The 14347-nt window shown below is 63.4% G+C and carries 17 protein-coding genes; 7 read left to right on the plus strand and 10 right to left on the minus strand.

The features are described from left to right. The first annotated feature begins 140 nt into the window (after positions 1 to 140). A complete protein-coding gene (locus GSQ79_RS10810) occupies positions 141 to 1034 on the plus strand; it encodes a 4-(cytidine 5'-diphospho)-2-C-methyl-D-erythritol kinase (protein WP_158808729.1) in 894 nt (297 codons plus the stop codon). 4 nt (positions 1035 to 1038) lie between these two features. On the opposite strand, the gene GSQ79_RS10815 is transcribed toward GSQ79_RS10810, so the two are convergent. From GSQ79_RS10815 to GSQ79_RS10830, 4 genes are all read right to left on the minus strand, one after another. Continuing rightward, positions 1039 to 1377 carry a helix-turn-helix domain-containing protein gene (locus tag GSQ79_RS10815; protein WP_158808730.1) on the minus strand — a complete coding sequence of 113 codons (339 nt, stop codon included), beginning with the start codon at positions 1375 to 1377 and terminating at the stop codon, positions 1039 to 1041. Continuing rightward, complete coding sequence (locus GSQ79_RS10820; protein ID WP_158808731.1) at positions 1364 to 1729, minus strand: type II toxin-antitoxin system RelE/ParE family toxin; 366 nt, start codon at positions 1727 to 1729, stop codon at positions 1364 to 1366. The genes GSQ79_RS10815 and GSQ79_RS10820 overlap by 14 nt, the downstream gene beginning before the upstream one ends. 105 nt (positions 1730 to 1834) lie before the next feature. Next, a complete protein-coding gene (locus GSQ79_RS10825) occupies positions 1835 to 2071 on the minus strand; it encodes a hypothetical protein (protein ID WP_158808732.1) in 237 nt (78 codons plus the stop codon). A 43-nt stretch (positions 2072 to 2114) separates the two neighbouring features. Next, on the minus strand, positions 2115 to 3098 hold the full coding sequence (locus tag GSQ79_RS10830; RefSeq protein ID WP_158808733.1) for a polyprenyl synthetase family protein: 984 nt from the start codon (positions 3096 to 3098) through the stop codon (positions 2115 to 2117). A 157-nt stretch (positions 3099 to 3255) separates the two neighbouring features. Between GSQ79_RS10830 and GSQ79_RS10835 the strand changes: the two genes are divergently transcribed. Then, complete coding sequence (locus tag GSQ79_RS10835) at positions 3256 to 3480, plus strand: DUF2007 domain-containing protein (protein WP_158808734.1); 225 nt, start codon at positions 3256 to 3258, stop codon at positions 3478 to 3480. Next, entirely contained in the window at positions 3473 to 4237 is a 765-nt protein-coding gene (locus GSQ79_RS10840) for a tRNA1(Val) (adenine(37)-N6)-methyltransferase (RefSeq protein ID WP_158808735.1), read from the plus strand. The genes GSQ79_RS10835 and GSQ79_RS10840 overlap by 8 nt, the downstream gene beginning before the upstream one ends. Before the next feature lie 155 nt (positions 4238 to 4392). Here GSQ79_RS10840 and GSQ79_RS10845 read toward each other — a convergent pair whose 3' ends face one another. From GSQ79_RS10845 to GSQ79_RS30310, 3 genes are all read right to left on the minus strand, one after another. After that, entirely contained in the window at positions 4393 to 6702 is a 2310-nt protein-coding gene (locus tag GSQ79_RS10845; RefSeq protein ID WP_158808736.1) for an NADP-dependent malic enzyme, read from the minus strand. Between the two features lie 163 nt (positions 6703 to 6865). Beyond that, positions 6866 to 7066: a type II toxin-antitoxin system HicA family toxin gene (locus GSQ79_RS10850; protein ID WP_158808751.1), complete on the minus strand. Its 201-nt coding sequence runs from the start codon at positions 7064 to 7066 to the stop codon at positions 6866 to 6868. Next, the gene (locus tag GSQ79_RS30310) at positions 7063 to 7347 is read right to left on the minus strand and encodes a DUF1902 domain-containing protein (protein ID WP_368669936.1); all 285 of its coding nucleotides are present in this window, start codon (positions 7345 to 7347) and stop codon (positions 7063 to 7065) included. Before GSQ79_RS30310 ends, GSQ79_RS10850 begins: the two co-directional genes overlap by 4 nt. 140 nt (positions 7348 to 7487) lie before the next feature. Between GSQ79_RS30310 and GSQ79_RS10860 the strand changes: the two genes are divergently transcribed. From GSQ79_RS10860 to GSQ79_RS10870, 3 genes are all read left to right on the plus strand, one after another. Then, complete coding sequence (locus GSQ79_RS10860; RefSeq protein ID WP_246725255.1) at positions 7488 to 8240, plus strand: Fic family protein; 753 nt, start codon at positions 7488 to 7490, stop codon at positions 8238 to 8240. A 69-nt stretch (positions 8241 to 8309) separates the two neighbouring features. Then, a complete protein-coding gene (locus GSQ79_RS10865) occupies positions 8310 to 8534 on the plus strand; it encodes a DUF433 domain-containing protein (protein ID WP_158808739.1) in 225 nt (74 codons plus the stop codon). Between the two features lie 296 nt (positions 8535 to 8830). Beyond that, positions 8831 to 9442: a response regulator gene (locus GSQ79_RS10870; protein WP_158808740.1), complete on the plus strand. Its 612-nt coding sequence runs from the start codon at positions 8831 to 8833 to the stop codon at positions 9440 to 9442. A gap of 60 nt (positions 9443 to 9502) precedes the next feature. Here the strand turns inward: GSQ79_RS10870 and ilvC are convergent, their stop codons facing one another. The 3 genes from ilvC to GSQ79_RS10885 all read right to left on the minus strand — a co-directional run bounded on the left by ilvC (position 9503) and on the right by GSQ79_RS10885 (position 13247). Beyond that, a complete protein-coding gene (ilvC, locus tag GSQ79_RS10875) occupies positions 9503 to 10522 on the minus strand; it encodes a ketol-acid reductoisomerase (RefSeq protein ID WP_158808741.1) in 1020 nt (339 codons plus the stop codon). A 200-nt stretch (positions 10523 to 10722) separates the two neighbouring features. Then, complete coding sequence (gene ilvN, locus GSQ79_RS10880; RefSeq protein ID WP_158808742.1) at positions 10723 to 11277, minus strand: acetolactate synthase small subunit; 555 nt, start codon at positions 11275 to 11277, stop codon at positions 10723 to 10725. A gap of 206 nt (positions 11278 to 11483) precedes the next feature. Continuing rightward, a complete protein-coding gene (locus GSQ79_RS10885) occupies positions 11484 to 13247 on the minus strand; it encodes an acetolactate synthase 3 large subunit (RefSeq protein ID WP_158808743.1) in 1764 nt (587 codons plus the stop codon). A 272-nt stretch (positions 13248 to 13519) separates the two neighbouring features. Between GSQ79_RS10885 and recO the strand changes: the two genes are divergently transcribed. Further along, entirely contained in the window at positions 13520 to 14245 is a 726-nt protein-coding gene (gene recO / locus GSQ79_RS10890; protein ID WP_158808744.1) for a DNA repair protein RecO, read from the plus strand. Positions 14246 to 14347 lie beyond the last annotated feature (102 nt).

Here is a 14347-nt window from a genome sequence, read left to right on the forward strand (position 1 = left end):
CTCGACAAGGTCGAGCACGGGCTGCCGGACGACAAGCCGCCCGTGGCGGCCGACGCCAAGGAGAAGGTGCCGGCCGCAAACGACGCGCCGGCCTCCGACTCGTCGGTGACGCCGAAGAGCGGCGGCTAAGGCTCGCCGTCTTGCTCGACACGCTTGAACCGACCGTCCGTCTGATCGAACGCGCGCCTGCCAAGATCAACCTGACCCTGCACATCACCGGTCGTCGCGACAACGGCTGGCACGCGCTGGAAAGTCTGGTGGTCTTCACCCGCAGCGGCGACACGCTGACGCTCGATCCCGGCCCGACGCTCGGCCTGACCGTCGACGGGCCGACCGCTGCGGCCTCTGGCGCGATCGAGGACAACCTCGTCTGCCGCGTGGCCCGCTCGCTCGCGGCCCGCGTGCCCGGGCTGCAGCTCGGTGTGTTCCACCTCGTCAAACGGCTGCCCGTGGCGGCCGGCATCGGCGGCGGTTCGTCGGATGCAGCGGCCGCCCTGCGCCTGCTGGCGCGTCTCAATGGTTTGTCGCCTGACGATCCACGTCTCGTCGAAGCGGCGGCGGAGAACGGCGCCGACATTCCGGTCTGCCTCGGGGCCACGGCGCGGATGATGAGCGGTGTCGGCGACATTCTGGGGCCGCCTCTGGCGCTGCCGCCCCTGCCGGCGCTGATCGTCAATCCCGGCGTGCCGCTCGAAACCAAGGCCGTGTTCAAGCGGATGAATCTGGCCGCGGGTTGGCACAACAGCGCCAGCGCCCATCCGTCGTTTGTCGGCGGCGAGAGCGCCACCGACGTGTTCGCCCTGCTGAAGCGCGGCCGCAACGACATGGAAGATGCGGCCTGCGTGCTGGCCCCCGTCGTGTCCGATGTGCTGGCGGTGCTTTCCGCTGCACCGGGCTGCCGGCTTGCCCGCATGTCCGGCTCCGGCGCCACCTGCGTCGCCCTGTTCACCGACTGCAAACATGCCGGGCGAGCGAAGAAGACGATCCAGAGCGCGCACCCGGGCTGGTGGGTGAAGGCGACGATGCTGGGGTAGGGCGTCAGACCTTCGCAGGCCGGAGCGTGACCGGACCACGAGGTTCGCCGACGGCAAGCGGCCGCGATACGATCTCGACGCTCCGGTCGAAGGCGGTCAAAAAGCCCATTAGGCGTTCGACGGAATATTCCCGAAACGTGCCTTTGAACAGACGCGATACCTCCGGTTGCGTGAGCCCCATGAGAGCGCCGGCCTGGGTTTGCGTCAGGTTGCGTTCGGCCGTCATGCGATAGAGCTCGGCGACGAGCTGCGCCTTGAGCATGTGAGTATCGGCATCGGGCCGCTTCAGCTCAGCAAAGATGTTGGCATCCCCACTATGAATCGATGGCTCATCGGGTTCCATGTTCATCCTTCCGAAGTGCGTCGTAATCCGTCTCCGCGTCCTTGAACCTTTTCCTGATTAAGGCGAGATCGGTTTGCGGTGTCTTGATCCCACTCTTCGACTTCTTCTTGAACGCGTGAAGCACATAAATCGCGGTCGCAAACCGCACGGTATAGACCGCACGAAAGGCATCGCCCTCGAAATCCTCGATCAGTTCGACGATCCCACTGCCGAAGCCTTTCAGCGGCTTCGCGGACGGCGGATGCAATCCGAGCTGTGCCAGATAAAGTTGAAAGCCAAAAGCATCCTGAACGTGTCCAGGAAACTGGCCATAGTCTTTACGCGACGAGCGAACCCAGCGCAGAGACCGCATCGAACACCTTCAGTAGCGTCAGATGATTATGAGGATATGCTCATGGCGGTCAAGGGCGGTGACAGTCACCTTGATCAATCACCCGGTGGCAACGAAAGATCGAAGTTATCGATTCCACTCGATCGCATCTAGATCCACATCGAGCTCGTCGGCAACTTGCTCTTCTTCCTTGCTGGTGAGCGGCCGACCCGTGTCATCGCCCATCAAAACCAAATAGTCTTCGACTGAAAGCATGACGAAAAGGTCGGTGCCGTCGTCCGTGACGACGGTGGCTTGTGCCGGTTGCCGCGCCGTCCCCGCCTGCAAACCCGCAATCAAGTCGGCAGACGTTATCCGCTTCATACCCGCCTCGGCTCTGCTGAACGGCGGGGAGACATTCAGCCCCTCAATGCGAGCGGCTGATACAGAAATCCACCACGTCGTTCAGCGCGGTCTTGTAGGGTGAGGCCGGGAACAGTTCCAGGGCGTCGCGGGCCATGGCGCCGTAATGCCGGGCGCGCTCGATCGTGTCTTCCAAGGCGCGGTGCTTGCGCATCGTGGCGATGGCGGTCTCGAGATCGCCGTCCGCGTGCTCGGCCTTTTCCAGCGTCCGCGTCCAGAAGGCGCGCTCGGCCTCGGATCCCCGGCGGAAGGACAGTACGACGGGCAGGGTGATCTTGCCCTCGCGAAAATCGTCGCCGACGTTCTTGCCGAGTTTGGCGGCGGTGCCGCCGTAGTCGAGCGCGTCGTCGATCAACTGGAAGGCGATGCCGAGGTTGACGCCGTAGCCGCGGCACGCCGCGATCTCGGCCTTGCTGCGGCTACCCAAAATGGCGCCGACCTCGCAGGCGGCGCCGAACAAGGCCGCGGTCTTCGCCCGGATCACCGCGAGATAGTCGTCCTCGCTGGTCTGCGTGTCCTTGGCGGCGGAGAGCTGCATCACCTCGCCCTCGGCGATGACCACGGCCGAGGACGACAGCACGTCGAGGCAGGGCAGGGAGCCGACCTCGACCATCATCTTAAAAGCCTGGCCGAGGAGAAAGTCGCCGACCAGCACGCTGGCCTCGTTGCCCCACAGCATCCGCGCCGCGAGCTTGCCGCGCCGCATGTCGCTCTGGTCGACGACGTCGTCGTGCAGCAGCGTCGCCGTGTGCATGAACTCGACGGCGGCGGCGAGCTTGATGTGGCCCGCGCCGTCGTAGTCGCACATGCCGGCGGCCGCCAGCGTCAGCATCGGGCGCAACCGCTTGCCGCCCGAGGCGATGAGGTGGTGCGCGATATCCGGGATCATCGAGACATGCGAGGCGGCACGCCCCAGAATGGTCTCGTCGACCCGCCGCATGTCGGCCGCGACCAGACCCACGAGCCCGGAGATCGCCGGTTCGACCATTTTGTCTTCCAAGGGGATGACGACGCCCAAAACCTAATCTCCGTCGTGTTGGATAGAACCTGGGATGCGCCGTGCTTGGGACACCTGCCGCATCTGCGCGCACCCTTGCAGGACGCAGGACCCCATGCAAGATGAAGCACGTTCCCCCGGGTCAAAGATGATCGAACTTCTGCGTACGAACGACATCGTCCTGATCTCCCGGATCGAGGCGCTCCTGGACGAACACGAAATCGATTTCTTCGTTGCCGATCAGTATATGAGCGCCATGGAAGGCTCGCTCGGCTTCCTCCCGCGCCGCATCCTCATCGACAAGGACGATCTGTCGCGCGCCCGTCTGGCGATGCACGCGGTCGGCCTGCTCGACGAACTCAAAAATGGGTGATCGTGCGGAGAGCGATGGGGCACTGACGCGCGACGCGTTTTTCGGCGGCCGCCTGATGCTGCAGCAGCCGGCGAAAGGCCACCGCGGCGGCACCGATGCCGTGCTTCTCGCCGCCGCCGTGCCGCGCGACTTTGCCGGGCTTTTGTATGACGCCGGTGCCGGTGTCGGGACGGCCGGGCTAGGCGCGGCGCTGACCTGTCCGGCGGCGCGTGTCGGATTGGTCGAGAGCGATCCGCTCAGCGCAAGGCTCGCGGCGACGAATATCGCGGCCAATGGTCTAGCGGATCGGGTGGGGCTCCACGCCTGCGACCTGCTGTCTCCAGCGAGCCGCAACGCCGTAGCCTTGGATGGCAAGGCCGATCTCGTGATCACCAATCCGCCATTTTACGCGCTCGGAGCGGTGCGGGAATCGTCCGACCCGCGGCGGCGGGCGGCCCATGTCAGCGGCGAGGGCGGGTTGGAAGCCTGGATCGTCGCCTGTCTGGCGCTGCTGAACGCGCATGGCACGCTCATCCTTATCCATCGCGCGGAGGCGCTGCCCGACATGCTGGCCGCGCTGCAGCGCCGGGCGGGTGCGGTGACGGTGTTGCCGGTTCACACCAAGGCGGGCGAGCCGGCCAAACGCGTGCTGGCGCGTGCGGTGAAGGGCAGCCGCGCCCCGCTGGCGATCGCGCCGGGTTTGGTGTTGCGAGACGACGCGGGGTTCACGGTCGAAGTCGAACGGATCAACCGCGGGGAGGCGGGGCTGGGCTGGTAAATGAGGTCGGCGAAGCTCGGCAAACCACGTCATTCCGGGGCGGCGGAGCCCAACCCGGAACCGGTGTTCTTCAATCTCAACGCGCGCTCACGACGATCTTCGGAGTGCACCGGTTCCGGGTCCGCGCTACGCGCGTCCCGGAATGACGTGTCCCCTCAGAAAATATCCGCGTGCGGCTTGAAGCCGGACTCGGCCTGCGCTTCCGCCACCGCCAGTGCCGTCATGTTGACGATGCCGCGCGCGGTCACCGACGGCGTCAAAATATGCGCCGGCAGGGCCGAGCCGATGAGGATCGGGCCGACCGGCAGGGCGTCCGCCATCATCTTCGTCATCTGATAGGCGATGTTGGCGGCGTCCAGGTTCGGCATGACCAGCACGTTGGCCTCGCCCTTGAGGCGCGAGCTGGGCAGCACGCGATCGCGGATCTCCTGCGACAGCGCGGTATCCGCCTGCATCTCACCGTCGACTTCGAGGTCCGGCGCCGTCTCGCGCAGGATCTTCAGCGCCTCGCGCATTTTTACCGCCGAGGGCGAGTCGTCGGTGCCGAAGTCGGAATGCGACACCAGCGCGATCTTCGGCTCCAGGCCGAAGCGGCGGACGTGGCGGGCCGACATCAGCGCGTTTTCCGCGATCTCCTGCGCCGTCGGGTTGTGGCGCACCTGCGTGTCGGTGATGAAAAAGGCGCCCTTGGTGGTGATCATCAGGCTCATCGCCGAAAAATCCGTTGCGCCCGGGATCAGGCCGATGATCTCCCGGATGTAGCGTAAGCGCGTGTGGAAGCGGCCTTCCAGCCCGCAGATCATCGCATCCGCGTCGCCGCGTTTCACCGCGATGGCGGCGATGACCGTCGAGTTGGTGCGCACCTGGGTGCGGGCGACGTTCGGGGTGATCCCGAGGCGGCCCGCGCATTCGAGATAGGTCGCGACATAGTCGCGGTAGCGCGGATCGTCGTTCGGGTTGACGATCTCGAAGTCCTTGCCCGGCCGGATCGTCAGGCCGAAGCGCTCGAGCCGCGATTCGATAACCTCGGGGCGCCCGATCAGCGTGACCTTGGCGATGCCCTCTTCCTGGATCGACTGCACCGCGGACAACACCCGCTCGTCCTCGCCCTCGGCGAAGATCACACGCTTCGGATTGTTCTTCGCCGCCTGCATCAGCGGCTTCATGATGAAGCCGGAGCGGAAGACGAAGCGCGACAGCTGCTCGTTGTAGGCGTCGAAGTCCGGGATCGGCTTGCGCGCGACGCCGGAATCCATCGCCGCCTTGGCGACGGCCGGAGCGATGCGCAGGATCAGCCGGGGATCGAAGGGGGAGGGGATCAGGCTGTCCTTGCCGAACAGCCGGGCTTCGCCGCCGTAGGCGCGGGCGACGACATCGGAGGGCGCCTCGTGCGCCAGCTTGGCGATGGCATAGACCGCCGCCAGCTTCATCTCCTCGTTGATCGCCGACGCCGAAACGTCCAACGCACCGCGAAAAATGTAGGGGAAGCAGAGGACGTTGTTGACTTGGTTCGGGTAGTCCGAGCGCCCGGTGCAGATCAGCGCGTCCGGCCGCGCCGCGATGGCCTCGGCCGGCTCGATTTCGGGCGTCGGGTTGGCGAGCGCCATGATCAGCGGCTTGTCCGCCATTTTCAGGATCATCTCGCGCTTCAGCACGCCGCCGGCGGAAAGGCCGAGGAACACGTCGGCGCCCTCGATCACGTCGTCGAGGCTGCGGGCGTTGGTCTCGCGGGCGTAGATCGCCTTGCGGTCGTCCATCAGTTCGGTGCGGCCTTTATAAACCACGCCCTTGATGTCGGTGACGGTGATGTTCTCGTGCTTGGCGCCGAGCGTTACCAGCAGATCGAGGCAGGCCAGCGCCGCGGCGCCGGCACCCGACGTCACGATCTTGGCGTCGGCAAGCGACTTCTTGCCGTATTCCATGGCGTTGACGATCGCCGCGCCGACGATGATCGCGGTGCCGTGCTGATCGTCATGGAAGACCGGGATCTTCATCCGCTCGCGCAGCACGCGCTCGACCTCGAAGCATTCCGGGGCCTTGATGTCCTCGAGGTTGATGCCGCCAAAAGTCGGCTCCAGCGAGGCCACGATCTCGATCAGCTTCTGCGGATCCGAGCAGTCGACCTCGATGTCGAACACGTCGATGCCGGCGAACTTTTTGAAGAGGACCGCCTTGCCTTCCATCACCGGCTTCGAGGCCAGCGGGCCGATGTTGCCGAGGCCGAGCACGGCCGTCCCGTTGGTCAGCACCGCAACGAGGTTCTGGCGGATCGTCAGATTGTCGGCTTCGGCCGGGTCGGCATGGATCGCCATGCAGGCGTCGGCGACGCCCGGCGTATAGGCGAGGCCGAGGTCGCGCTGGGTCGCCAGCGGCTTGGTGGCCTGGATTTCGAGTTTTCCCGGCCGCGGCAGCCGATGATAGGCGAGCGCTGCGGACGCATGATCGGAGATGACGGGGTCGGCCATGAGGTCTCTTCGGCTGCGGAACGGAGTGTTGTCCTTAAGACGATCGATCCGTCGCGTCCATGAAGGGCAGGGGAAAAAGGTTGGGGGTGGGTCTTTTGACGGGCGCGCGCTCCGTGGGTGGGCGCAAAGGGCGGCGCGACTGTAATCCGTGCGATCAGTCAGATCAGAATCGTTTCGGCAGTCCGGCGTCTTTTAGATAGGCGTTCGCGGAGTGCCTGGATTTAACGCCCTTATCGACGGAAAATGTCTCTTTCGTCACCGGGCTGAACCAGATCTCGTGATCGCCTTTCCCTTGGCGGACGAAGGCGCACCCTGCGTCGGCAAGGATACGGCGCAGCTCACCGTAGAGATCGGCTAATGTCAGGCCACGGCGAAAGCTGTTTGATCGATCGTCCGCAATTCTTGCCAATCTATCACGATCGTTAGGCTCGTTGGGGCGTCGTTCCGGCTTTGTAGGACATCCGGCACGATAACGCTGAGACGGTCGATGATCTCTTGCTTGCTCACCGCTTCCGTCGTGATGCGGTCTGCGTCACTTGTGGCAACCCAGACGTCGGCGTCCTCGTCGCGGAAAGCGCGAAAGCGAACGGTCCTGTCGGGGGCTTGGGACATGAAACGCGCCTTGTCTTTGGCATGCCAGATCATCGCGGAGAATAACGCGGATCGCTTCGGCGAGACAGGATCTTGTTTACGGCAAGCGATCTCTCATTGCGCATGCCGTTTGTTTGACCTGTGCCGCTCGGTCGCCAGATATGCTACAATCGGTGATGCTCCAGGCGCTTGTCATGTCTGTCGAACACAAGAAGACCCAGCTCGACCGGCTGAGGCCAATGGCGCCGGGCGCCCTCACCAATCTCGCACGCGCTCACGACCTGGAGCTTACCTACACGTCGATCGCGATCGAGGGGAACACGCTCACGCAGAGCGAGACGAACCTGTTGATCGAGCACGGCATCACGGTCGGCGGCAAGTCGCTCAAGGATCACCTCGAGGCGATCGACCATCACGACGCCCTGCATTATATCCGCGCGCTGGCGCACAACGCGGCCGCCTTGACCGAGTTCGACATCCGGAGCCTGCATGCGCTGGTGGTGCGGCGTTCAGAACCGGATCTAGCCGGATACTATGCCAATCAGGGTCGATACGTCGCGACAGATGTGGGGCGGCGCCATTTCCCTTCGCCCGCCGAGGTGCCGGCCCTCATGGGTGACTTTGCCTCTTGGCTCGGCGGGGCAGCCGATACGCCGGACACGGCCTTTGCGGCCCATCGGCGTCTGGTCGCGATCCATCCCTTCAACGACGGCAACGGACGCACGGCCCGTCTTCTCATGAATCTGATCCTGCTGCGTGGCGGCTTTCCGCCCGTCGCGGTGCGTCCCGAGGATCGCCTCGCCTATATCAAGGCCTTGCAGCAGGCGCAGGCGGGGCAGAGCGACGAAGCCTTCGACCAACTCCTCTACGAGCGCTTGGACGCGACGCTGGGGGAGTGCTTGGGCGCCTTGAAAGAGGCGCTTGATGTGGTCGAAATAGTGGTTTGAGGTCGATAACCGGAGCTGAACGAGGTTATAAATGACGACTAAAATGAATGAACGCGAACAGAGGATATCGTGAGCGAAGTGCACCGCATCACCATCGATCCCGAGCAGTGTGGCGGACGGCCCTGTCTGCGCGGCTTACGGATTCGCGTGAAGGATGTGCTCGACCTTATGGCGGCCGGTGCCGCGCGGGCCGAAATCCTGGCAGATTATCCGTTGCTTGAAGACGGGGACATTACTGCCTCGCTTGAATATGCGGCGCGGCAAAACGCTCACCCGGTGCCGCACGTCGCCTGATGCGGCTTGAGAAGTGACCTGGGGAAGCATGTATGTTTAATCCGAACATCGTCCTTGCGTAAGATGTTGTATCACGCCTTTAATCGAAATTCCTGAAACCGAGCATTCCTTATGGCGCAAAATTCCCTGAAATCATTCGGCGGGACTGCTGTAGTTCTATCCCGTAACCCACTCGGTATAATCGCCTTATTTATAGTACTAGTCTATGGACTGGAAGTGTTGTCATTATAACGGGTGGATCACTCACTTCTTCAGAACGAATGCCTCTTATTTATTTTTTAATATCGTTTCCGTTCGTGGTTTTAGCTGTTTTTACGTATCTTGTTGCCTTTAGGGCCGGTCAGTTGTTTGCGCCAGGCGATTACAAAAAAGAGGAGACATTTCTGGAGCTTCAAAGAATGAGGCTATCAGCAGTGGCTAACTTAACGGCTGCAAAGCAAAGCAAAGATACAGAAAGGCACGATATCAGTGTTTCTGATATTGAGGGCGTCGTGAAAAGCGTCGAAAGTGCGGTTACGTTAGTTCGGGAAAGCGTGAGGAATCCATTAGTACTGTGGGTTGATGATAATCCTGACAATAATATCTACGAACGCAAGGCTCTAGAATCGGTCGGTGTCCAGTTCGTATTGTCAGAAAATACCGACGACGCTTTGTCCAAGCTATCACATTCAAAATTTAGGGCAGTGATATCGGACATGGGGCGCCGTGAAGGGCCGAGGGAAGGCTATATGTTATTGGATCAAATAAGGAAGCGTGGCGATAAGACGCCGGTTTTCTTTTTCGCAAGCAGCAATTCTTGGGAGCATAAGCGCGAAACGCTAGAGCATGGCGGGCAAGGTTGCACAAACGATGGTCAAGAGCTTTTCGATATGGTCACAAAAGCAATATTTCCTACACAATTCATATAAAAAACGTATTTATACAAGTATAAAGGCGGCTGAACATATCAGCCGCCTTTGTTTTAAAGCTCAGTTCTTCTCTTTGTCGACCATCTTGTTGGCGGTGATCCACGGCATCATGCCGCGCAGCTTGGCGCCGACTTCCTCGATCTGGTGGGCGGCCGCCTTGGCGCGCGTGGCCTTGAACGAGGTCTGGTTGACCTTGTTTTCCAGCATCCAGTCGCGGGTGAACTTGCCGCTCTGGATGTCGTTCAGCACGCGCTTCATCTCGGCCTTGGTCTCGGACGTGATGATGCGCGGGCCCGTCACATATTCGCCGAACTCGGCCGTGTTGGAGATCGAGTAGTTCATGTTGGCGATGCCGCCTTCATAGATCAGGTCGACGATCAGCTTCACTTCGTGCAGGCACTCGAAATAGGCCATTTCGGGCGCGTAGCCGGCTTCCACCAGCGTCTCGAAACCGGCGCGGATCAGCTCGACCAAGCCGCCGCAGAGCACGGCCTGCTCGCCGAACAGATCGGTCTCGCATTCTTCCTTGAAGGTCGTCTCGATGATGCCGGCGCGGCCGCCGCCGATGGCGGAGGCGTAGGACAGGCCGAGGTCATGGGCGTTGCCCGACGGATCCTGCGCGATGGCGATCAGGCAGGGCACGCCGCCGCCCTTCTTGTACTCGGAACGCACGGTGTGGCCGGGGCCCTTGGGGGCGACCATCAGCACGTCGATGTCGGCGCGCGGCTCGATCAGGTTGAAGTGGACGTTGAGGCCGTGGGCAAACAGCAGCGCCGCGCCCTTCTTCATGTTGGGGGCGAGCTCGTCGCGGTAGATGTCGCCCTGGAGTTCGTCGGGGGTCAGCATCATGACGACGTCGGCCCATTTGGCGGCGTCGGCCACGGTCATGACCTTCAGGCCTTCGCCCTCGGCCTTCTTGGCGGTGGCGGAGCCGGCGCGCAGCGCGACGACGACGTCCTTCACGCCGGAATCTCGCATGTTCAGCACATGGGCGTGGCCCTGGCTGCCGTAGCCGACGACGGCGACCTTCTTGCCCTTGATGAGATTGAGGTCGGCATCCCGGTCGTAATAAACGCGCATGGTCTTGGGTATCCTTGAGTTGGTGGCGAGGTTCTAGGGGGTGAAGGCGGGCGGGTAAAGGTTCTCCTTCTCCCGCCTGCGGGAGAAGGTGGCCTTCGCGTCAGCGAAGGTCGGATGAGGGCGCCGGGCCTTTTCTGCGACGCCCTCATCCGTCACGGCTGCGCCGCGACACCTTCTCCCGCAGGCGGGAGAAGGGGGAATTACATCTTGTCCGGGCCGCGGGTGATGGCGGCGACGCCGGTGCGGGACACTTCGACCAGGCCAAGCGGGCGCATCAGGTCCACGAAATGGTCGATCTTCGAGGCCGCGCCGGTGATCTCGAACACGAAGCTGGCGGTCGACGCATCGATCACGCGGGCGCGGAAGGCATCCGCGAGCTGCAGCGCCTCCTGGCGCGCCTCGCCGCGACCGGCGACCTTGATCATCGCCAGCTCGCGCTCGACGCTTTTGCCCTGCAGCGTCAGGTCGGTGACATTGTGCACCGGCACCAGCCGATCGAGCTGCAGCACCACCTGCTCGATGGCGTCGAGCGTGCCGGACGTGACGATGGTGATGCGCGAGAGGTGCTCAGCATGCGCCACCTCGGCGACGGTGAGGCTGTCGATATTGTAGCCGCGCCCGGAAAACATGCCGACGACGCGCGCCAGCACGCCCGGCTCGTTGTCGACGAGCACGCTGAGCGTGTGGGAGACGATCTTCTTCTGTTGCGGCGGGGTCGTGTAGGGGGACAGCGGCGGGGTGGTCGGGGCGTTCATGGCTTCGGTCCAGTTTGGCCTACCACAGCCTCTGCCGTGGTGCTCCCCCTCCCCCTTGCGGGGAGGGGTAGGGGTGGGGGTCGGCGTGTTCGTTGGTCTTGAAGTTCAGGTCTCAACAGGGTGGGACAGCGTCATCCGGCCTTTTGGCCGGCGAACCCTCACCCCTAGCCCCTCCCCGCAAGGGGGAGGGGAACACGGCTGCGGAGCTAGACCAGCATCTTGCCCGCCGCGTCGATCACCGCCTCCATTTCGAGGTCGGCGTCGTCGGCCAAGATCATCTCGTTGTGCGCCTTGCCCGACGGGATCATCGGGAAGCAGTTCTCCATCTTGTCGACGAGGCAGTCGACGATCACCGCGCCGGGATAGTCGATCATCTCCTGGATCGCCGCGTCGAGGTTGGCCGGGTCCGACACGCGGATGCCGTGGGCGCCATAGGCTTCCGCCAGCTTCACGAAGTCGGGCAGGGCCTGCGAGTAGCTCTCGGAATAGCGGCTTTCATGCAGCAGCTCCTGCCACTGGCGCACCATGCCGAGGTACTCGTTGTTGAGGATGAAGATCTTGACGGGCAGGCGATACTGCGCCGCCGTCGACATCTCCTGCATGTTCATCAGGATCGAGCCTTCGCCGGCAATGTCGATGACGAGCGCGTCCGGGTGCGCCATCTGCACGCCGACCGCCGCCGGCAGGCCGTAGCCCATCGTCCCGAGGCCGCCGGAGGTCATCCAGCGGTTCGGCTCCTCGAACTGATAGTGCTGCGCGGCCCACATCTGGTGCTGCCCGACCTCGGTCGTGATGTAGGTCTCGCGATGCTTGGTCAGCGCATGCAGGCGCTGCACCGCGTGCTGCGGCTTGATGACGGACGTCGAGTTCTTGAAGCCGAGCGACTTGCGGTCGCGCCAGACGCCGATCTCCTTCCACCAGCTTTTCAAGGCTTCCGCATTGGCCTGGAGCTTTCGCGTCTTCCACAGGTCGATCATCGCGCGGAGCACGTGTTCGCAGTCGCCGATGATGCCGACCTCGACCTTGACCGTCTTGTTGATCGAGGACGGATCGATATCGACGTGGATTTTTCGCGAGTGCGGCGAGAAGGCGTCGAGCCGACCGGTGATGCGGTCGTCGAAGCGCGCGCCGATGTTGATCATCACGTCGCAATCATGCATCGCGTGATTGGCTTCGTAGGTGCCGTGCATGCCGAGCATGCCGAGCCAGTTGTCGCCCGAAGCGGGATAGCAGCCGAGGCCCATCAAGGTCGAAGTGATGGGGAAGCCGGTCAGCGCAACGAGTTCGCGCAGCAGCTTCGAGGCTTCGGGACCCGAATTGATGACGCCGCCGCCGGTATAGAAGACCGGCCGCTTGGCGGCGGCCATCATCATCACCGCCTGCTCGATGCGCATCGGGTCGCCGTCGAGGCGCGGCTTGTAGGTCTTGTGGCCTTCGTTGCCGGGGCCCGTGTAGGTGCCGCGGGCGAACTGGACGTCCTTCGGGATGTCGATGACGACCGGGCCGGGCCGACCATGCGTCGCGACGAAGAACGCCTCGTGCAGGATGCGCGGCAGATCCTCGATCGAGCGGACGAGATAGTTGTGCTTGGTGCAATGCCGGGTGATGCCGACCGTGTCGCACTCCTGGAACGCGTCGGAGCCGATCAGATGGGTCGGAACCTGACCGGTGATGCAGACCAGCGGGATCGAGTCGAGCAGGGCGTCCGTCAGCGCGGTGACGACGTTGGTCGCGCCGGGGCCGGAGGTGACGAGGACGACGCCGACCTTGCCGCTGGAGCGCGCATAGCCCTCCGCCGCATGGCCCGCGCCCTGCTCATGGCGGACGAGAATGTGCTTGATGTGCGGCTGGCCATAGAGCGCGTCGTAGATCGGCAGCACGGCACCGCCGGGATAGCCGAAGATCGTATCGACCTTCTGGTCCCTGAACGCCTGAACGATCATCTGGGCGCCGGTCATCTCTGTCGACATGGTGGCCTCGTCTTGCTCTGCGAACGGAATTGGAAAAAAGGACAATAAAAAAGGCCCCAGAGGGCCTTCGGTAAGCGCCAGCGGCGAGAAAGCGGAGGTTACCTCCGTCTCGTCTCCAGCGCCGATCGTACAATAAGGTCCTGCTTCACCGGTCGTCCCTTGCGATTTGAAGCTCATGGCTAGACCCATGCGGATCGAGAATCAATCCCCTTTTTGGGCAGCGGCGGCTTCAAATCTGTGCAGATGCCCGAGGCGTGTTAAACCGGTCCCGCATGGAATGGCACGACGACGGCATCATCATCGGCGCGAAGAAGCATGGCGAAACCAGCCTGATTCTCGAAGTGATGACCCGCACCCACGGCCGCCATCTCGGCTTGGTGAAGGGCGGCCGCTCGAAGCGGATGCAGCCGCTGCTGCAGCCCGGCAACAGCGTCGAGGTGACCTGGCGCGCGCGGCTGGAGGAACACCTCGGTTTCTACGCCGTCGAGGCCACGCTTTTGCGCGCCGGCGATCTCATGGCGAGCCCGGCGACGCTGCATGGGCTCAACCTGATGACCGCGCTGCTACGCCTGCTGGCGGAGCGCGAGCAGCACGAGGCGCTGTTCGATCTGGCGCTGGGGCTGATCGAGCACCTCGGCGATCCCGAGATCGCGCCCCGCGCGCTCGTCCAGTTCGAACTGGCGGTGCTGGCGGACTGCGGTTTTGGCATCGATCTCGATGAATGCGCGGCGACGGGCAGCCGAGAAGACCTGGTGTACGTCTCGCCCAAGTCGGCGCGGGCGGTGTCGCGCACGGCGGGGGAACCCTATCGGGACCGCCTGCTTCGCCTGCCGGGATTCCTGGTGGGCGATCGCGCCAATCGCGTGCCGCCGGCCGACGTCCGCGACGGCTTCGCGCTGGCCGGCCATTTCTTGCTGCGCGACCTCTTCGCGCCGCGCGGGCTGGCGCTGCCCGATGCCCACGAGGCTTACGTCGCGATGCTGGTAAAGCGGGAGTAGGGCCTCGGCGTCTGCCGCTATGTCGTCCCGGCCGAAGCGAAGCGAAGAGCCGGGACCCATGCGCACCGGATCGCAGAGCGTCACGAAAGATGCCGGCGCGTT

The organism is Beijerinckia sp. L45, from assembly GCF_009765775.1.
Lineage (GTDB): Bacteria > Pseudomonadota > Alphaproteobacteria > Rhizobiales > Beijerinckiaceae > RH-AL1.

Bases quoted from the DNA above. Each gene is read 5' to 3' on its own strand.
- GSQ79_RS10815 (WP_158808730.1), bottom strand. From the start codon at position 1,377: ATGGAACCCGATGAGCCATCGATTCATAGTGGGGATGCCAACATCTTT.
- GSQ79_RS10820 (WP_158808731.1), bottom strand. From the start codon at position 1,729: ATGCGGTCTCTGCGCTGGGTTCGCTCGTCGCGTAAAGACTATGGCCAG.
- GSQ79_RS10825 (WP_158808732.1), bottom strand. From the start codon at position 2,071: ATGAAGCGGATAACGTCTGCCGACTTGATTGCGGGTTTGCAGGCGGGG.
- GSQ79_RS10830 (WP_158808733.1), bottom strand. From the start codon at position 3,098: ATGGTCGAACCGGCGATCTCCGGGCTCGTGGGTCTGGTCGCGGCCGAC.
- GSQ79_RS10835 (WP_158808734.1), top strand. From the start codon at position 3,256: ATGATCGAACTTCTGCGTACGAACGACATCGTCCTGATCTCCCGGATC.
- GSQ79_RS10840 (WP_158808735.1), top strand. From the start codon at position 3,473: ATGGGTGATCGTGCGGAGAGCGATGGGGCACTGACGCGCGACGCGTTT.
- GSQ79_RS10845 (WP_158808736.1), bottom strand. From the start codon at position 6,702: ATGGCCGACCCCGTCATCTCCGATCATGCGTCCGCAGCGCTCGCCTAT.
- GSQ79_RS30310 (WP_368669936.1), bottom strand. From the start codon at position 7,347: ATGATCTGGCATGCCAAAGACAAGGCGCGTTTCATGTCCCAAGCCCCC.
- GSQ79_RS10860 (WP_246725255.1), top strand. From the start codon at position 7,488: ATGTCTGTCGAACACAAGAAGACCCAGCTCGACCGGCTGAGGCCAATG.
- ilvC (WP_158808741.1), bottom strand. From the start codon at position 10,522: ATGCGCGTTTATTACGACCGGGATGCCGACCTCAATCTCATCAAGGGC.
- ilvN (WP_158808742.1), bottom strand. From the start codon at position 11,277: ATGAACGCCCCGACCACCCCGCCGCTGTCCCCCTACACGACCCCGCCG.
- GSQ79_RS10885 (WP_158808743.1), bottom strand. From the start codon at position 13,247: ATGTCGACAGAGATGACCGGCGCCCAGATGATCGTTCAGGCGTTCAGG.
- recO (WP_158808744.1), top strand. From the start codon at position 13,520: ATGGAATGGCACGACGACGGCATCATCATCGGCGCGAAGAAGCATGGC.